Source organism: Halorientalis salina, assembly GCF_005049285.1.
Lineage (GTDB): Archaea > Halobacteriota > Halobacteria > Halobacteriales > Haloarculaceae > Halorientalis > Halorientalis salina.
Map to the genome: position 1 here is coordinate 505,117 of NZ_SOSC01000001.1, position 17,066 is coordinate 522,182.

At 65.1% G+C, this 17,066-nt stretch carries 17 protein-coding genes; 11 read left to right on the top strand and 6 right to left on the bottom strand.

Annotated features, from left to right (window positions below):
• Positions 1-12: 12 nt before the first annotated feature.
• The gene (locus E2481_RS02715) at positions 13-801 is read right to left on the bottom strand and encodes a CbiX/SirB N-terminal domain-containing protein (protein ID WP_136715581.1); all 789 of its coding nucleotides are present in this window, start codon (positions 799-801) and stop codon (positions 13-15) included.
• A 271-nt stretch (positions 802-1,072) separates the two neighbouring features.
• Here E2481_RS02715 and E2481_RS02720 point away from each other — a divergent pair, with 271 nt between their 5' ends.
• From E2481_RS02720 to E2481_RS02750, 7 genes are all read left to right on the top strand, one after another.
• The gene (locus E2481_RS02720) at positions 1,073-2,230 is read left to right on the top strand and encodes a multicopper oxidase domain-containing protein (protein WP_136715582.1); all 1,158 of its coding nucleotides are present in this window, start codon (positions 1,073-1,075) and stop codon (positions 2,228-2,230) included.
• Positions 2,231-2,429: 199 nt separating this feature from the next.
• A complete protein-coding gene (locus E2481_RS02725) occupies positions 2,430-2,726 on the top strand; it encodes an Htur_1727 family rSAM-partnered candidate RiPP (RefSeq protein ID WP_136715583.1) in 297 nt (98 codons plus the stop codon).
• A gap of 57 nt (positions 2,727-2,783) precedes the next feature.
• Entirely contained in the window at positions 2,784-3,020 is a 237-nt protein-coding gene (locus E2481_RS02730) for a DUF2249 domain-containing protein (RefSeq protein WP_136715584.1), read from the top strand.
• Positions 3,021-3,083: 63 nt separating this feature from the next.
• A complete protein-coding gene (locus tag E2481_RS02735; protein ID WP_136715585.1) occupies positions 3,084-4,442 on the top strand; it encodes a hypothetical protein in 1,359 nt (452 codons plus the stop codon).
• 92 nt (positions 4,443-4,534) lie between these two features.
• Positions 4,535-5,107, top strand: a complete 573-nt coding sequence (locus E2481_RS02740; RefSeq protein WP_136715586.1) for a hypothetical protein — start codon at positions 4,535-4,537, stop codon at positions 5,105-5,107.
• A gap of 70 nt (positions 5,108-5,177) precedes the next feature.
• The gene (locus E2481_RS02745) at positions 5,178-6,446 is read left to right on the top strand and encodes an MgtC/SapB family protein (protein WP_136715587.1); all 1,269 of its coding nucleotides are present in this window, start codon (positions 5,178-5,180) and stop codon (positions 6,444-6,446) included.
• Positions 6,447-6,523: 77 nt separating this feature from the next.
• Positions 6,524-7,861, top strand: a complete 1,338-nt coding sequence (locus E2481_RS02750) for a class-III pyridoxal-phosphate-dependent aminotransferase (RefSeq protein WP_136715588.1) — start codon at positions 6,524-6,526, stop codon at positions 7,859-7,861.
• Positions 7,862-8,142: 281 nt separating this feature from the next.
• On the opposite strand, the gene E2481_RS02755 is transcribed toward E2481_RS02750, so the two are convergent.
• Complete coding sequence (locus E2481_RS02755) at positions 8,143-8,469, bottom strand: hypothetical protein (RefSeq protein ID WP_136715589.1); 327 nt, start codon at positions 8,467-8,469, stop codon at positions 8,143-8,145.
• Between the two features lie 128 nt (positions 8,470-8,597).
• Here E2481_RS02755 and E2481_RS02760 point away from each other — a divergent pair, with 128 nt between their 5' ends.
• A complete protein-coding gene (locus tag E2481_RS02760) occupies positions 8,598-9,983 on the top strand; it encodes a PAS domain S-box protein (protein ID WP_136715590.1) in 1,386 nt (461 codons plus the stop codon).
• Between the two features lie 59 nt (positions 9,984-10,042).
• Positions 10,043-10,960, top strand: a complete 918-nt coding sequence (locus E2481_RS02765; RefSeq protein ID WP_136715591.1) for an A/G-specific adenine glycosylase — start codon at positions 10,043-10,045, stop codon at positions 10,958-10,960.
• On the opposite strand, the gene E2481_RS02770 is transcribed toward E2481_RS02765, so the two are convergent.
• On the bottom strand, positions 10,961-12,796 hold the full coding sequence (locus tag E2481_RS02770) for a hypothetical protein (RefSeq protein WP_136715592.1): 1,836 nt from the start codon (positions 12,794-12,796) through the stop codon (positions 10,961-10,963). It lies immediately after the preceding gene.
• 268 nt (positions 12,797-13,064) lie between these two features.
• On the opposite strand from E2481_RS02770, the gene E2481_RS02775 reads away from it, so the two are divergent.
• On the top strand, positions 13,065-13,844 hold the full coding sequence (locus E2481_RS02775) for a hypothetical protein (protein ID WP_136715593.1): 780 nt from the start codon (positions 13,065-13,067) through the stop codon (positions 13,842-13,844).
• A 43-nt stretch (positions 13,845-13,887) separates the two neighbouring features.
• Here E2481_RS02775 and E2481_RS02780 read toward each other — a convergent pair whose 3' ends face one another.
• Complete coding sequence (locus E2481_RS02780; RefSeq protein WP_136715594.1) at positions 13,888-14,121, bottom strand: DUF2249 domain-containing protein; 234 nt, start codon at positions 14,119-14,121, stop codon at positions 13,888-13,890.
• Positions 14,122-14,298: 177 nt separating this feature from the next.
• On the opposite strand from E2481_RS02780, the gene E2481_RS02785 reads away from it, so the two are divergent.
• On the top strand, positions 14,299-14,625 hold the full coding sequence (locus tag E2481_RS02785) for a DUF7521 family protein (protein ID WP_136715595.1): 327 nt from the start codon (positions 14,299-14,301) through the stop codon (positions 14,623-14,625).
• A 99-nt stretch (positions 14,626-14,724) separates the two neighbouring features.
• Here the strand turns inward: E2481_RS02785 and E2481_RS02790 are convergent, their stop codons facing one another.
• Together E2481_RS02790 and E2481_RS18895 are read right to left on the bottom strand one after the other, a co-directional pair.
• On the bottom strand, positions 14,725-15,048 hold the full coding sequence (locus E2481_RS02790) for a PadR family transcriptional regulator (protein WP_136715596.1): 324 nt from the start codon (positions 15,046-15,048) through the stop codon (positions 14,725-14,727).
• Positions 15,049-15,457: 409 nt separating this feature from the next.
• The gene (locus E2481_RS18895; RefSeq protein ID WP_250137705.1) at positions 15,458-16,903 is read right to left on the bottom strand and encodes a DUF4393 domain-containing protein; all 1,446 of its coding nucleotides are present in this window, start codon (positions 16,901-16,903) and stop codon (positions 15,458-15,460) included.
• Positions 16,904-17,066: the final 163 nt, after the last annotated feature.

The window sequence follows — 17,066 nt, forward strand, 5'->3', positions numbered from 1 at the left end:
GAATGGCGGGCGCTATCGGATCGCGCCTTCGCCGTCGGTGGCGACCGACTGATGGCGCTGGACCAGTTCGTTCTCGAAGGAATCGGGTCGGTCGGACTCGTCGGTAGTGAAGGCGCGCTGCCGGTCGAGTTCGCCCTGGATCGCGTCAGTCACGAGCGGGTGGTCGCCGAACGGGTCGCCGTAGGTGATACCGCCGCGGTCGAGTTCGAGTTTCGACGGGATCCGCGTCGCGGTCGTCTCGTTTTCGGTCATGAACAGGGGGATCGCGACTGCGTTCGGGGTCGAGACGTTGTAGCGGACACACTCGACGGCCGGGTTCTGGAGGAGATAGCACGTCACCACGTCGGCGTAGCCCGTCTCCTCGGCGATACGGCTGGCGTGGTACTCGGTCATCTGACGGCTGTACGGCAGTGAGCTGTTGCCCTGCCCGACGAGCACGAGCGTGGCGTCGCTTCCCGGTTCGACCGCTGCCGTGGCCTGATCGATGATTCGTCGGGTCAGCGCCGGACTCTGGCCGATGGGTTCACAGTACCGGACCGTCCCGCCCAGATGCCGGAACGCATCGGGGAGCACGTCGGTCGTCTCCCGACTGTGGGCCAGCGTGGCCGGCACGACGAAAAAGCGGTCGGCCGTAAGCGACGTCAACTCCCGCCGCAGTTCCCGACCCGGCTCCTCGGCGTACGTCACGACGTGGGTCCGATCGACTACGCCACGGCCGTCCAGCCTGCTGGCGTGTGTCGCCAGTGTTGCGGGCGCGTGTGTCCCCTCCCGACCGATGAGTACGAGTGCGTCCTCTGTCATGGTAACGACCGCTCTACAAACTCAATTGAGTTATACCAAGCGGACTTGTATCCACCGTCGACGCTGAGTGGCAAATAAGTTTTGGTCACTGCAGTGAGATGGAAGTGGTTCCACAGCGGGAGACGTTTCGCGGCGAGACGGGCCATTCCAGTCACCGGCACGTCGCCAGGATACCCATGTCGAACAGCGGCCGAATATGTTCGCTCTCGTTCTCGGGGTGTAGGAACATCCCTTCCAGGGTATATATCAAAGCCCGTAATATCCAGGTGTCATGAGTGATCAGATGAGTGCGCCCGGAACGCGGTTCTCGCGCAGAAATTTCGTCAAAGCGACCGGCGCTGCTGGCGTCGCCTCCCTCGCAGGCTGTAATGCTCCCAACGCTGACACCACGGAGGCGGTCGAAGGGAAGACCGAGACGCCGTCGACGTCGAGTAACGTTCAACAGCTTCCGACGACCAGTCCGCCACAGGTCGTGGACCTGGCGGCACAGAACAACCAGGTAACGCTGTCGACCAAGCGGCGGAGCCACGAGGTCCACCCCGGCGAGTCGATGGGCGGCCCCATCGAACTCCCCGAGGTGTGGGCGTTCCAGGCCGACGACCGGGAGCCCAGCGTTCCGGGTCCCATCCTCCGCGCCCAGGAGGGCGACACCGTCGAGGTGAAACTGGACAACACCGACGGGATGCACCCCCACACCGTCCACTTCCACGGCGTGCGCAAGACCTGGGAGAACGACGGCGTCCCGACGACGACGGGAATCACCGTCAAACCCGGCGAGGAACACACCTACGAGATCCCCGCCAACGTCCCCGGGACCCACCTCTATCACTGCCACTACCAGACCCACCGGCACATCGACATGGGGATGTACGGCATCTTCCGCGTCGATCCCGAGGGCTACGAGGAGGCCGACCGCGAGTACTTCCTGACGGTCAAGGACTGGGACTCGCGACTCAACCGCCAGATCGCCGGCGAGGACGTGAGCTACAGTCCCCGGAACCGGGACCCCGACGTGTTCACCATCAACGGCAAGAGCGCGCCCCGGACGCTCCACCCCGAAGACGGCTCCCCGATCATCGTCTCGGAGGGCGACACCGTCCGCATTCACTACACCAACAACGGGTACATGAACCACCCGTTGCACACCCACAACCACCGCTTCGAGGTAGTCGAAAAGGACGGCTCACAGATCCCGGAGGCGGCCCGCTACAAGGAGGACATCCTCGACATCGCCCCGGCCGAACGCAAGACCCTGGAGTTCGAGGCTGACGCCGACCCCGGCATCTACCTCATGCACTGCCACAAGGTCAGCCACGCCATGAACGGCAACAGCTACCCCGGCGGCATGGTCGGCGGCATCGTCTACGAGGACGCGATGGATTCGGAGGTCTTCGCCAACCTCATGGATTACGCCGGCTACGAAGGATAACAGGCGACCCTGCCAGCACCGGCCGCGGCGGCCGATAGACCACAGCCGTCGACGGCGAGTCAACAGTTGTCACCTTTCTCGTCGTCTGTCTTCTCAGCGTTCGTCGGAACGCCCCTCGCGGTCGCATCCTGTGGAGTCTTCTCACCGACCCGAACGCTTTCGGCAAAAGTCCCAGCGGCCTCCGGTTCGGAGATCCGGCATGGTCGAGAAACCAGACCGGTCGCGTGTCGGAGACCACCCCAGAGACGCCACCGAAGACGAGTGGGAACTGTTCGTCCGCGACGACGCCGACGACGGCCTCCGATACGTCGGGAGCGTCACCGCACCGGACGCCGAGATCGCCCACGAACAGGCCACGAAGCTCTTCGCGTGGTACGCCGACGACATCTGGGTCTGCCGGGCGACCGACGTGCACCGCTTTTCGACGCACGATCTGGACGACGACGCGAACCCCGCGTCGATCGAAACCGGTGACGAACAGCGGACCGTCGAGTAACCTCGACCGAACGGGTTCGTCACAAGCTACTCCCGGCGACACCGCGTCTCACAGAGTATGAGTCTGAAACGACCACCGGATGCCGACCGGACGCTCGACGCACGCGAGGTCGACGGCGAGCCCTTCGGCCCGATAACGAGCGCGCTCGACGACCTCGGACCCGACGAGACGTTGCTCCTCGTCAACAGCTTCGAGCCGGAACCGCTGTACGGCGTCCTCGATGAGCGCGGGTTCACCCACGAGTCCGAGCAGGTGGCACCCGACGAGTGGCACGTCGAGATCGAACACGCGTGAGCGCGATCGTAGACGAACATATTCGGCCGTAGGCGTAGGGCGCGGGCGACCCATCATCCGAACATGAGCGTCGTTCCCGGGTCCATCGACACCGGTCAGCAACCGCCGATGACGATCCCGCTGCGGCATTTCGTCGTCGGCCTCGGCTTTCTGTTGGCCGGTGTCGTCCTCGGCGTCGGTGTCGTCTCCGGTATCGTCTCCGGGCTGGCCGGGCTGGCCCACGTCCACCTGCTTCTGGTCGGCTGGATCTGTCTCACCATCATGGGGGCGATGACGCAGTTCGTCCCCGTCTGGTCGGGCGTCGAGCTCCACTCGCGTAAACTGGCGTCCGTCCAGCTCTGGCTGGTGACGCTCGGCCTGGCCGGCTTCGCCGTCAGTCTCCTGGCAGTGTCGTTCCCCTGGCTCGTCGCCTTCGGCGCGGTCATGCTCTGTGGGTTCTGGACGTTCGCCTACAACGTCGGTCGGACCCTCTCCGGCGTCGAGGACTTCGACGTCACGGAACGCCATTTCGCGCTGGCTCTCGGCTACTTCGTCCTCGTGACGGCGCTGGGACTCCTGCTGGCCTCGGATTTCTCCGCGCCGGTGTTCGATGCGCTGCCCGTCACGAGGACCGGCGTCGTCGGCGCGCACGCGACACTGGCGGTGTTCGGTGCCGTTCTGACCACCGTGTTCGGGGCGCTCTACCAGCTGGCGACCATGTTCACCCAGACGGAGCTCCACGGCGTCGACAATCAGCTCAGGACCATCGAGGAAGTGGCTTACCCCCTGGGCGTCGTCGGGCTTGCCGGCGGACGCCTCTTGGACCTCGCACCGCTGGCCCGGACTGGCGGCATCCTCGTGATACTGTCGGTGCTGTCGATCAGCGTCGTCCTGGGCCGGAAACTCTACGAGACGCGGGTCGAGTGGACCCCGATGCTCTCCCGGTACACGGTCGTCGTTCCCGCCCTGGCGGCCTGGGCGCTGTTGACGATCCCTCACTGGCTGTGGAACGCCACCGCCCCGGCGACCCGGTTCGGTGCCCCCGGCGCGTCCCACCTCCTCGCGCTCGGCGGTATCGGGTTCGTCGTCCTCGGCACGCTGTACCACATCGTTCCCTTTATCATCTGGGTCCACCGGTACAGCGACCTGCTCGGGTTCGAGGACGTGCCGATGATCGACGACCTCTACGACGACCGCCTCGCGGCCGCTGACTGCACCCTGTTCGTCTCCGGCACCGCTCTCCTAATCGGGACCGCCCTGTTCGACCGTCCCGACTACGTCGCGGCCATCGGCGGAGTCATCGTGACCCTCGGCGTCGTCGTCTTCGCCGCGAACATGCTGCTGGTCATCCGCGAACACAGCCCGCAGTCGCTGTCAGCGATCCTGCTCTCCCGCGGCGATACCGAGACCTCGGAAGGAGCCAGCGAGGAGAAACCCGCCTGAGAGGCACCGTCGGGAACGGACTGCAGAGACGGGCGCCCCTCGTCCGCCGGAAAACCTGTCAATGGGGGGTCTCTACACCAGCGCAGACACGCATGCAGCGACGCGAGCCCCACCCCGAAAGCCCGGCGGACGACACCGGGATCGACGACGTGTTCGACGAACTCGAAGAACTGGAAGGGATCGTCGACAGCCCCGAAGAACGCGAGCAGGTCCGCGAGACGATGCGAACGCTCTCCCGTGCCGATACCCGGAGCCGACTCGGCCAGCTCCGAGGGGCCTTCGGGTCGCGCGACGCGGGCGAGGCGCTCGTCGGCAGTTTCCTCGTCGGCATTCCCATGATCGTCGAGGAGGGGACGCTCGATGTCGGCAGGTACATCGCGGAATCGCCGCTGTACTTCGGCCTGACAGTCGCATTTGGACTGACGCTGACACTGGGCATCCTCCATGCGGCTCGCTTCACGGAGATCGAAGCGGACCTGCTGTTCGGGATCGTCCCGGTGCGGCTCATCAGCATCCTCACGATCGCGCTCGTGACCGCCTTCGGGCTGATGACGATCTGGGGGCGCGTCGACTGGTCGACGCCGTGGATCGCGCTGAGCCAGGCGACCGTCACCGCGATGGTCATGGCGGTCGGTGCCGCGATCGGTGACATCCTCCCGGAATAGAGCCGTCACGAACTGCAGTCGCCTGTTCCCGGGCGTATCGTTTTTATCCATCCATGTGATACGATAACGAGTGTCGGTTCTACTGCAGAACATCCCGGCTCCCGTAGATATCGCGGTGACGCGGATCGTACTGGCCGGTGCCCTCGGGATGTTCCTGGGGCTCGAACGGGAGTGGTCCCAGAAGACGGCGGGTATCCGGACGTTCGCACTCATCAGTCTCCTCGGGGCGGTCTTCACCGTCCTCGACCAGCAGGCGCTGCTCGTGGTCGGCGGGGTGCTGGTCATCGTCCAGGGCACCGTCCTCGCCGTCGACGGCCTGCTCTCCGAGGACGGCGGGTTGTCGATGACCACCTCGGTGTCGATGCTCGTCGCCTACGGGATCGGAGCGCTGGTCGCCGCGGGCTACATCATCGAGGGCGTGACAGTCGCGGTGGTGTCCTCGCTGTTGCTCGTCCTGAAACGGGAACTGCACAGTTTCGCGTGGGGATTGACCCACGAGGAACTCCAGTCGGCGACGGAGTTCGCCATCCTCGCGTTCGTCGTCTACCCCCTCCTGCCCGCCGGATCGGTTTCGGTCGGCCCCGAGTCGGTCGCCGTCTCGCTGGAACCGCGCGTCGTCTGGCTGATGGTCGTCACGGTCGCCGGGATCGGCATCGCCAACTACGCCATCGTCCAGACGTACGGTGGCCGTGGGATCGCCGTGACCGGGTTTTTCGGCGGCCTCGCGTCCTCGACGGCCGTCGTCGGGACGATGCTCGACCACGTCCAGCAGCGACCGAAAGCGACGAGTTACGCCGTCGCCGCGGTCCTGCTCGCCGACGCCGCGATGGCCCTTCGGAACCTGGTCATCGCGCTCGTGTTCACCTTCGAGACCGGAATCCTCGTCGAGGCCGTCGTCCCGCTGGGTGCCGTCATCCTCGGGAGCGTCCTCGTCGCCGCGGTGACGGCCGACTGGCGGGAGACCGTCGAGATGGACCTGACGAGTCCGTTCTCCCTCCGCCGAGCGCTCACGTTCGGCGCGCTCTTCCTCTTTATCGTCCTGGCCGGGAGCGTCGCCCAGCAACTGTTCGGCACCGCGGGATTTTACGTTACAGCGGCAATCTCCGGGCTGGTCTCCAGCGCCGGTGCGACCACCTCGGCGGTCATTCTGTATCGCTCGGGGAGCCTCGTCGCCTCACAGGCCGTCCTGGCGATCCTGCTCGCGACCGGTGCGAGCATCATCGTCAAGGCCGGGTTGACGCTGGCGAGCCCGAATCGCCAGTTCGCCTACCGCGTCACCGTCTGGAGCGGCGTGTTGCTCGTGGGTGCCACCGTCGTCACCCTGGCTATCACGCTGTGACCAAGACGACCGCCTTCGCCCCGGGTTCTGTCAGCACTGGACGAACTGTTTATCGGCCAGCCAGTCGAATTGTTAGCATGGACCGTGAGAGCGTCGAGCCGCGCGTCGAGACGATACCGGGCGAGCGAGCCCGACGACAGGTCGAGTACCACCACAGCACGGCCGCGCCGAGCACGTACGTCTACGATTTCGTCTGGGACTACACGGCTCCGGCCGAGGGGCCGTTCTGTACCGACCTCGACGGGAACGTCCTCATGGACTTCACGGGCCACGTCGGTGCGGCCCCGCTCGGCTACAACAACCCCGAACTACTGGACCGGCTCTCCGAGTTCGACCTGGTCGAGCCGCTGAAGATCGCCGGCCAGGACTTCTACGCGGCCAGCGGCCCGGTCGACGACGCACCGTTCCCCGGCCCCGCCGACCTGATGGACCGGCTCACGGCAGTCACCAGCCACTACGACATGGACACCGTCTTCCTCTCGAACAGCGGTGCCGAGGCCATCGAGAACGCCATCAAGATCAGCTACGACCACACCGGCGGCCAGTACGCCGTCACGTTCCAGGGGGCCTTCCACGGCCGAACCCTCGGCGCGCTCTCGCTCAACCGCTCGAAGGGCGTCTACCGCCGGCAGTTCCCCGAAGTCCCGGGCGTTCACGACGTGCCGTTCTGTCGCGACCGGGACTGTGACCCCGACAGCTGTGGCTGTGGCTTTTTCACCGACGACGGCTCCCAGCTACGCCGGATGCTCGACCCCGAGACCGGCTACATCGATCCCCAAGAAGTCGCCTACGTGATCGTCGAACCCGTCCAGGGCGAAGGCGGGTACCGCTTCCCCAGCGACGCCTTCGTGAGGGAACTCGCCGAGTTGGTCGAAACCCACGACTTCACGCTCGTCGCCGACGAGATCCAGTCCGGCATGGGACGGACCGGAAAATTCTGGGCGTCGGACCACTACCCCATCGAACCCGACGTCATCGCCGCCGCGAAGGGACTGCGAGTCGGCGCGACCATCGCGAACAGCGACGTGTTTCCCGACGAACGGAGTCGGCTCTCCTCGACCTGGGGCGCGGGCGACATCCTGGCGTCGGCCCAGGGCGCGATCACGATCGACGTCGTACAGGAACAGAACCTGCTCGCGAACGCACGCGAGCGCGGCGAGCAGTTCAAAGATTCCTTCGACGGCACCACCGAAGGCGTCACCGACGTGCGCGGACTCGGGCTGATGCTCGCCGTCGAGTTCGACAGCGAGGAGCGCCGGGACGATGTGATGGCCGCGGCGATGCAACGCGGATTGCTCACGCTCGGCTGTGGACACGAGACGCTCCGGATTCTGCCGCCACTGGACGTGACCGAGCGCGAGATCGAGCTCGGATGTGACCTGCTGGAAGCCGCGATAGCTGACGTGACTCGATAGTAGAGGAGCCGCTGTCTCCAGCTTCGAAAACGACAGCACGAGACGATCAGGCTGCCAGCGCCGCGTTTCATCGCGGCGCGCGGGGAGGAGTGGTGGCGCTCCCGCGGCCATCCCGGCCGCGGGTGCAGTACGGTGCAGTGAGTCATCAGCCAGACACGAGCGGCGCGTTCACGCGCCGCGCAGGAACCGCGTGTCGCGTGCCACGCGACGCGCGGAACCCCCTTGCGGGGACCGACCTGTTGGATGACTAAGGGCGAGGCGGCTGCCAAGCCGCCGAGGGCTTAGAATTGGTAGCGTCGGTCGTCTTTCTGCTGGGGCTGTGGGAACTGGTTACCGGTCATCTCCTCGAAGGTCATCCCCGAGAGGTACTCGTCGTAGGTTACGTCGTATTTGCTGCGGAGGTGGAAATCCAGGTTGCCGGTCTCGACGGCGGTCTGAAAGAGCATGTGAACGGCGCGCCGAACGAGTTCGTCGGTGTCGTCGGGGTCCATCGCGGCGACCAACATCGACAGTTCGTTGCGCGTCTCCCCGTCCAGCGACACGTCCAGTGACTCGCCGATGTCGTCGTACTCCTCGCTCAAATCGTCCCTGAGGTCGTCGAGGCTCATGGCCGACTGGAGGATGTGGCGGTGGAAACACCTTTCGGAGGCGGACGTCGAGTCACACGATCTCACCGACACCGAGAACTGCCACGCGAGGGAAAACCGGATATGTCCGCCCCGTTTATAGGCGTGGCATGGACGACGAGGTCTACCGGGAACTGTTCGAGAACGTCGCTGACGGCCTCGTCCTACACGACCCCGCCACCGGCGAGATTCTGGACGTGAATCGCCAGTACTGCGAGATGAACGGGTACGATCGGTCCGAACTCGTCGGCGCGGACATCGGCCTCGTCAGCGCAGACGACCCGCAGTACACCAGGACGGAAGCGCTCGATCGGATTCGCGAGGCCCGCGAGGACGGGCCGCTGCTGTTCGAGTGGCGACACGTCGACCGTGACGGGCGCGAGTTCCCGGTCGAGGTCCACCTCTCGACGGTGGAACTGGACGGGAACGTGCGGGTGCTCGCCAGTGTCCGTGACGTCTCCGACGCCGAATCCATCAGACAGGAGCACCGCCAGCTCGCAGAAGCCGTCCGACACGCCGCCAGTGCGATCTTCATCACCGACGCCGACGGGACCATCGAGTACGTCAATCCAGCGTTCGAGGAGCTGACGGGTTACACCGGCACGGACGCCATCGGCCGGACGCCGAAAATCCTCAAGTCGGGGCAGATGGATGACGCGTACTACGAACGGCTCTACGAGACGATCACCAGCGGCGAGGTCTGGGAGCAAGACATCGTCGACCGCCGCGCGTCCGGCGAACTCTACTACGCCCACCAGACCATCGCCCCGATACTGGACCGGGACGGCGCGATCGACGGCTACGTGGCGGTCCAGACGGACGTGACCCAGTACCGGATCAAAGACCAGATACTCAACGTCCTCCACCGGTTGCTCCGGCACAACCTCCGAAACAAGCTGACGGTCATCGAAGGGCGGGCCGATGAACTGCAAGCGGCCGTCGACGACCCCGAACTGGAGACCATCGCGGCCGGTATTTTCGACGCCACGGCCAGACTCAGGGAAGTCAGCGAGAAAGGGATGACTGCCAGCGAGGTCATGGCCGAGGACCCGGCGACCCGTCCGATCGACCTCTCGGCGCTCGTCGCGGACGAACAGTCCTTGTTAGCCGATGTCTACCCGACGGCGACCCTCGATATCGACGTTCCCGATGGGCTGTACGTCCAGGGTGACGACGCGCTGGCGGTGGCGATCCACGAGTTGATGGAAAACGCGATCAAACATGGGGACGAGCCAACGGTGAAAATAGCGGGCAGCATGGCAGCGGACGGCGTCACGATCGAGCTGACCGTCGCGGACGACGGGCCGGGTATCGAACCGACCGAGTGGCAGCCGATCGAGACCGGCGAAGAGACGCCGCTGGACCACGCGACTGGCGTCGGCCTCTGGCTCACGGAGTGGACCGTCTCCCGCCTCGGTGGCACCCTCGATATTCGCGACCGGGATCCCGAGGGGACTATCGCACGAATTTGCCTCCCCCACGCCGAACGGGACTGAGTCCGCGGTCGCACGGCGAACCGCCAGCGGTAAGCGGAGTCGATCCATAGCCCGCAGCGATGAGCGAGGAGGGCGATCGGCTTCCCGCCGACACCGAGGCCGTCCAGCGGGCGCTGATCGAGTGGTACGAGGCCGACCACCGGGCCTACCCCTGGCGGCAGACCGACGACCCCTACGAGATCCTCGTGTCGGAGGTGATGAGCCAGCAGACCCAACTCGACAGAGTCGTCTCGGCCTGGACGGACTTCACGGAGCGCTGGCCGACCGTCGCCGACCTGGCCGAGGCTGACCGCGCCGACGTGGTCGGCTTCTGGACCGAACACAGCCTCGGCTACAACAACCGCGCGAAGTACCTCCACGAAGCAGCCAATCAGGTCGTCGCCGACTACGACGGCGCGTTTCCCCGCGACCCGGACGAACTCTCCGAACTGATGGGCGTCGGTCCCTACACCGCCAACGCCGTGGCGAGTTTCGCCTTCAACAACGGCGACGCTGTCGTCGACACGAACGTCAAGCGCGTCCTCTATCGCGCCTTCGGCGTCCCCGACGAGGACAGCGAGTTCGAGCGGGTCGCGTCCGAACTCATGCCCGACGGGGAGTCCCGGGTCTGGAACAACGCCGTCATGGAACTCGGCGGGGTCGCCTGCGGGAAGACGCCGAGTTGTGACGAGGCGGGCTGTCCCTGGCGAGGGAGGTGTCACGCCTACGAGAGCGGAGACTTCACCGCGCCCGACGTGCCGACCCAGCCGGATTTCGAGGGGAGTCGGCGGCAGATGCGCGGACGCGTCGTCTCGACGCTCAAGGAGTACGAGGAACTGCCCCTCGACGACCTCGGCCCGCGCGTCCGCGTCGACTACGCGCCGGACGGGCAGTTCGGCCGGGAGTGGCTCGGGGAGTTGGTCGCCGACCTGGCCGAGGACGGACTGGTCGAGACGGGTGAACGGGAGGGCGAGACGGTCGCCCGCCTCAAAAAGTGATTACGACCCTCGCAGCACGTCGATGGTGGCCTCGTCGACCGGTTGCCCTTCGCGGCCGGCGACGTGGGTTTTCGCCAGTGCGATCGCGGTCTCCACTTCGTCATCTCCGAAGTCCCCTGAGAGATCGGATTCGAGCAGGTCGGCCGTCCATGGGGTCTCGTCGTAGTCGAGGTCGCCGCCCACCAGCCCGAGACACAGCGAGGTCAGGATGCTGTGCATCGCGTCAGTGACGTACTGAACGTCGACGCCGCTTTCGGCACTCAGTTCGTCCAGATCGACGGACACGCCGCCGACGGTCGCGGCGAAGAAGATGCCGCCGGCGGCCAGTTCCCGCGCGGTGTAGCCCGAATCGGACTCCTCGGGGTCGTACTGTTCTATCGCGCGCAGTCCCTCCGTCCGAACGCCCTCGTCTAGCTCCAGCGACTCGGCGAGGTCCTCGGCGAGCGTCGCGGGGCTCGGTCGGGGAACGTCCACGTCGACCGTCTCGGCCAGTTTGTCGAGCCAGGTGTAGAGGACGCGGACCTCGAACTCCCCGGCCGCGGCGATCTCCCCGGGCTCGACCTCGATGTCCTGGATGCGACAGGCCGCGAGCACGGCTGCCCCGGCCATCTCGTCGGCGTTCTCGACGGAAAGGGTGTCGACGGCGTCGCTGACCAGACCGCGAGCGAACACGCGAAGCGACGCGTCCAGGCCGAGGGCTTCGGCCAGTTCGTCCACCTCGTTCTGGACGGCGTCCTCGGTCAGGTCCGGCGTCAGGTCCGTCCGGTCACCCGGCAGCCAGACGACGGTCGAACCCGCCTCCTTCCCTTCGATCTCGTCGTCCGCGTCCGCGCGCTCCAGCGCGGACCTGGCCGTCGTGGTCGGAACGTCGAGTTCCTCGGCGACGTGTTCGGTGGTGGGCAGCGCGTCCGGGAACAGCGACCCGACGACCTCCCTGATGTCCCGGTACTCCCCGTCCAGATCCAACGCTACTTCCTCCCCGTCGGAGTTTGAGTCGGCGACCTGCTCGGTCTGGGCCTGGTCCGGGTCGGATTGCTCACCCGAGTCCGCTGGTTCGTCGGCCTCCCCACCAGCCTCCCCCGTCGGCCCCGATTCCGAGTCGGCCGAGCCGTCCGCCCTCGCTCGCGGCCCGGGCTCCCCAGCCTCGGCCGATTCAGTACCCGAATCGACCGGCTTCGGCGCGCCAGTCTCCGGATTGAGGTGGTAGCGGTCGGCGTTGGCGAGCCGCTCTTTCCCGAGCGTGTCGTGGAGTTTCTTGCTCCGGTTCTGGACGGTGAACTGGCCCGTCCCGAGCGTGTCGCTGATGTCGCTCTCGGTGATGTCGTCGTACCCGTTGAGTTTGGCGGCGAGATAGAGAATCGATCCGGCGATCCCGTCCGGCGACGTTCCCTCCGCGATCATCTCGGGGTCCTCGGTGAAGACGTCGACGAGGATGCGGTTCGCGACGACGATGATCCCGTCGGGAAGGCCCAGATCGGTCCCGAAGCGCTCGATGAGCGCGCGCGGTTGCGGCGGCGTTCCCTGGAAATCGAGATTTGCCGTGAGAACGCCGAACAACGAGGTGATCTCGTCCGGTTCGATGCGACGGTCCGGCAGCGTCGTCGACCAGGCGTCGGCGATGGTCGCGACCGTGATCGGCAACCCGTCCTCCCGACAGGTCAGTGACAGGGCGGCCGCGCCGATGACGGCGGCCGGTTTGTCTTCGAGGACTGTCACGGATCTGACTCGGTCGAACCGCTCCCGCGCAGCCTGTGCCGTACTCTCCGGAATCCCGAGTTCCTCGCACACGCGCGATAGTTGTTGTTCGGTGTTGTCCCGTTCGGGTGTGCTCGACATATTTTTGGTAACAGTTAGCAACCTCTTAATACTCACTGCCCCTCAAACTGACCAAATAAACGGCAGAATACGGCAGTTACTGTACCTCATGTGACTGTTTTCGCTATTATTCGAGCGTATCCTGGAGAATTAAACGGGCAACCACTGCGTATTGGCGTTGCTCGTACGGGCGCAATCGATGAACTAACAATCGGGGTGGCTGAACCACGAGATACATGTGTCGTTTCTATCGGCAGCGTCGGCTGATCTCTGCGGTGAGAGCGTGAGTATGTCCTGGAGGGATGAGTGGCCGGGAATCCCGGGCGAACCGATCGACGAGGAGTCGGAGGAAGCGGACGAGGAGGAAGGGCCATACCGTGTCGCACTCAAGCGGTCGGCGTGTGAGGTGTCGCCGGCAGTCGCGTCGCGTCGCGAAGACGCAGGCGAAATCGTCACGTACGAATCCCGGGAAGCGGCGACGCGGAAGCTACTGGACTCGATCGACTGCCCGGTCCTCCGCTTGCAGGAGGCAGCGCCGAACGACCCCGCGCCGGTCGACGCCTACCTCATCAAGGGTCGGGAACTGAAGCCCGATCCCGGGGAACGAGGGCCACCGCAGGACGGCTGGACACATCAACTCGGGGCCCAACAGGTCGGAGCGCTGGCCGAAGCAGTGTTCGGCGCACACAGCGACGACCCGCCCCCGATCGTCGCGTACGCGGCCCGACAACTGGACATGGACCCCGACGCGTTCAGGGTCACGGTGGAACACGCTCCGTCGCCCGTCGGCGGAGAGGCGTCGAGTCGCCACTGGCATCCTGATTTCGAGTTCCGTGTTCGGCGGAAGACAGCGGACCATCCATACGGATACGACGGGCCAGTGCTCCGTCGGTACGTCGCGGAAGTCAAGCACGGGTCGGCGAGTTTCGGACGGAACCAGCGCCAGGCGATGGATCGGTTCGACGCCGAGAGCGGCCCGGACACCGACGTACTGGTCATCCGAGTCGATCTCGACGCAGTGCCCCGACACTACGACGTGACGATCCGGACCGTCGACGAACTACAGTAGCGACCACCGGAAGAACGGGTCGCGGGGTACGACGGGGATCGCGCTACTTCTTTGGAAGCGTCGCGACGAACTCCTCGGGGCCGACTCTGTCGACAGTGTACCCCTCCGCGTCGAAGGCGTCGATTTCGGCGGCCATCTGATGGTACAGCGGTGCCGGCTCGTGATCGTTGACCAGGGTCAGCGCCTCGCCGCTCTCTACGTCCTCGAAAGCGTCGAAGATCTTCGGATGGCGCTCGGGCGGCGGGATCTCTCTGAGGTCGAGTCGTTGTTCCGACATTCAGCGTAGACTACCGCAGCGACCACCGTAGGGCTTGATCCGAAGGTGTTCGTGGTCGTCAAATTCGATCGGGCTGAGGGGCCTCGGAGGCACCCGCGTAACGAACGGGACGAGCTGATTCCCGAAGAGTGGAAACGCCCTAGCGTTTATAACAGTGATGACATCGAAACAGTGTTTATGAACGGGAGCACAGCCCTCCTCGCGGCGACAAAGACGGTCACGCTATTTTTCGGGGGGACGATCACGTTCCTCTCGTACAGGGCTTACCGTCGGACCGGGTCGCCCGCATTGCGCGCGCTGACACTCGGTATCGGCATGGTGACCGGTGGCGTCATCCTCGGTGGCTTACTCCACCAGGCCGTGGGCCTCCCACTTGAACTGAGCGTCAGTATTCAGAGCGTGTTCACGGCCGCCGGCTTCGCCGTCCTCACGTACTCGCTCTACACAAAGCAAGCACCCAGCGGCCACACACGACCGCCACAGGGGCACCTCAGCGACGACTGACGGGTGAACTAAGAGCCCGCATAAACCGCTCGAAACTGTCGAGAACAGTGACGTGACCTCGTCAGTCCCCTGACGACGAGGTCATCGGTGTCCAGGACGCTACTCGAAGAGTTCGGCGACTTCTTCGCCGTGAGCGCGGAGCAGGTCACGCCCCGTCTCCGTCAGCGTGTACCGATTCGTCCGTTTGTCGATCTGACCGCGGTCGACGAGTTCGCTCTCGATCAACTCGTCGAGATTGGGATAGAGTCTGCCGTGGTTGACTTCGCTGTCGTACCGGGCTTCCAGACGCCGCTTGATGGCGAGGCCGTAACTATCCTCGTCGCTGTTCTCCAGCCGCAGCAAAACGAGCAGGATGTCGCGCTGGAACGCACTCAGATTAGCGAACTGAACGTCGACCTTCGTTTCTGTGGTGTTCTCTGTCATACTACGGGTTTCTCTGTGGCGGCGGTGACGGGACGACTGGGTGATGGCAGACGACAGGGAAAGCGACGAGGGGACGAACCTGACTACGAGTTCCAGATCCGTCCGCCGTCGGTCCCCGGTATCGCGGATTCCCGCCGTCCTAGTCGCTCGATACGACCCGCCCGTGTCGTATCACGCGTCTCGTACTACCGGTGTACTATCGACCGGCTCCGAGCTCCGAACCACTGGACTGCAGACGGTTTTCCAGTGGTCCCTACTAACAGTCGAGGTGGTGACATACTTAATTGTTACCAAAGTCACTGTTTCGGCTCCGGGGGTGTCCAGATCTTTCGGGGCAGTACTGCAAGGAATGGCTCTCAGAGTCTGACTCTCCGGGGCTCAGTCGCCGTTTTCCAGCCGACAGAGAAGATTACTGGCGATCCGAGTGGCTGGGAGACTCGTAGACGCTGGACGCGTCCTCTGCAGTCACGTCGAACGGCATGCAGACGCGACAGAAGTCGACGCCGAAGGGAGTCAGGTGGACGCTTCGGTAGATGGTCCGGGCGCGCTTTGCCTCCTCGACGGCCGCCTCGACGGCGGGTTGGGCTTCGAGGACCTGGTAGCGTTTGATGTTCGCGACCGGCTCGTCGGAGAACCAGACCAACCCGAGCCGATTGAGGTTGTTCATGTACGCCTGGGTCCGGTCTTCGTGACTGAGGCCCGCCTCGCTCCCGATCATCGTCAGCCCGGCGCCGATCAGTTCCGAGGAGATCGGTACCCAGCCCACGTCCCGCACGTCGATCGAGGGTTGTGGCCCCTCGGTGGCGAGCAACCGGAGGATCCGGGCCTCGTCGGCCGCCAGGCTGTCGAGGATCCGCGGATAGGACGGGTGGACGTCCTCGTCGTACGTGACGTCGGCCGACATCTCCAGCAGTCGTGAACCGCGTTCCCGGAGCACTTCCTTCGTCTGGACTCGCGATTCGCCGCCCCACTCCTCGTCGTCGTCTTCGAGGCGGTCGTCCACGTCCAGACCCAGCCGCGACATCTCGCGATACGCGATCTTCGAGATCTCATCGAGTAGGTCGGCCGGAGACTCGGCGGTCGACGCTGCCCGGACCATGCTCGTCCCCGTGCGGATGCCCGACCGGAGCGAGTACTCCGTGCTGCGCTGCGTGGCAGCGGCGGCGATCCGTGCGATGCGGAACGGGTCGAGGTTCTCGTTCGACCAGTTGTCGTTCGCCCCGCGAGCCGAGTCGACCCCGTCGGACAGCCCGTCCGCCGACTCCCTCGCTCGGTCCCGATCCGGATTGAACAGCGAAAACACGTTGTCAGCGGTCCTGTCGATGTCCTCCGGGTCGATCCCGGCCGACCGAAACAGCGAGGAGACGCCATTGGAGTCCTCTCCCCCGGTCCCGAGCGCGGAGTCGAGCAACGAGAACACGTCCTCGGTCGCCGGTGCCGGGTCAGTCGGGTCGACGAGCGCGGCTTCGAGCACCGAGAGCAAGCCCTCGCTTTCGGTCCCCTCGACCTGGACCGGGCCAGTCATGGCCGCTTCCAGCACCGAGAGCACCTGCTTTGCGCTCTCGGAATCCGGGGCCTGCATCACGGTCGATTCGATGACGGAAAACAGCTGATCGATCTCCTCGGTATCGAGTTGGTTGGGGGTGACTACGGCGGCTTCGAGTACCGAGAGCAGCCGGTCGGTCGCTTCCGTGTCCAGTTTCCCGCCTTCACGGACCGCCGTTTCCAGCACGGAGAACAGCCGGTCGACTTCCGCTGCGTTCAAGCCGGTCGATCTCCCACTGTCGCGCTCGTAGTCCCCGCCGTCCGAACCGTCGCCCGCACCGTCGATAGCTGTCCGTTCGTTCTCGCTCATACGCTGGTCACCACCGGTCGTTCGATTCGATCCACCCCGGACCCACGCGTGACTCCGACATCGGAGAGCGACCAGTCATCCGCCTCGAAGACCCACCGGAGCATTCCTGTGCGTGTTTCTCGCGGCAACACCTTTATTCGTTCGACAACAGGTCGCAAGTTTG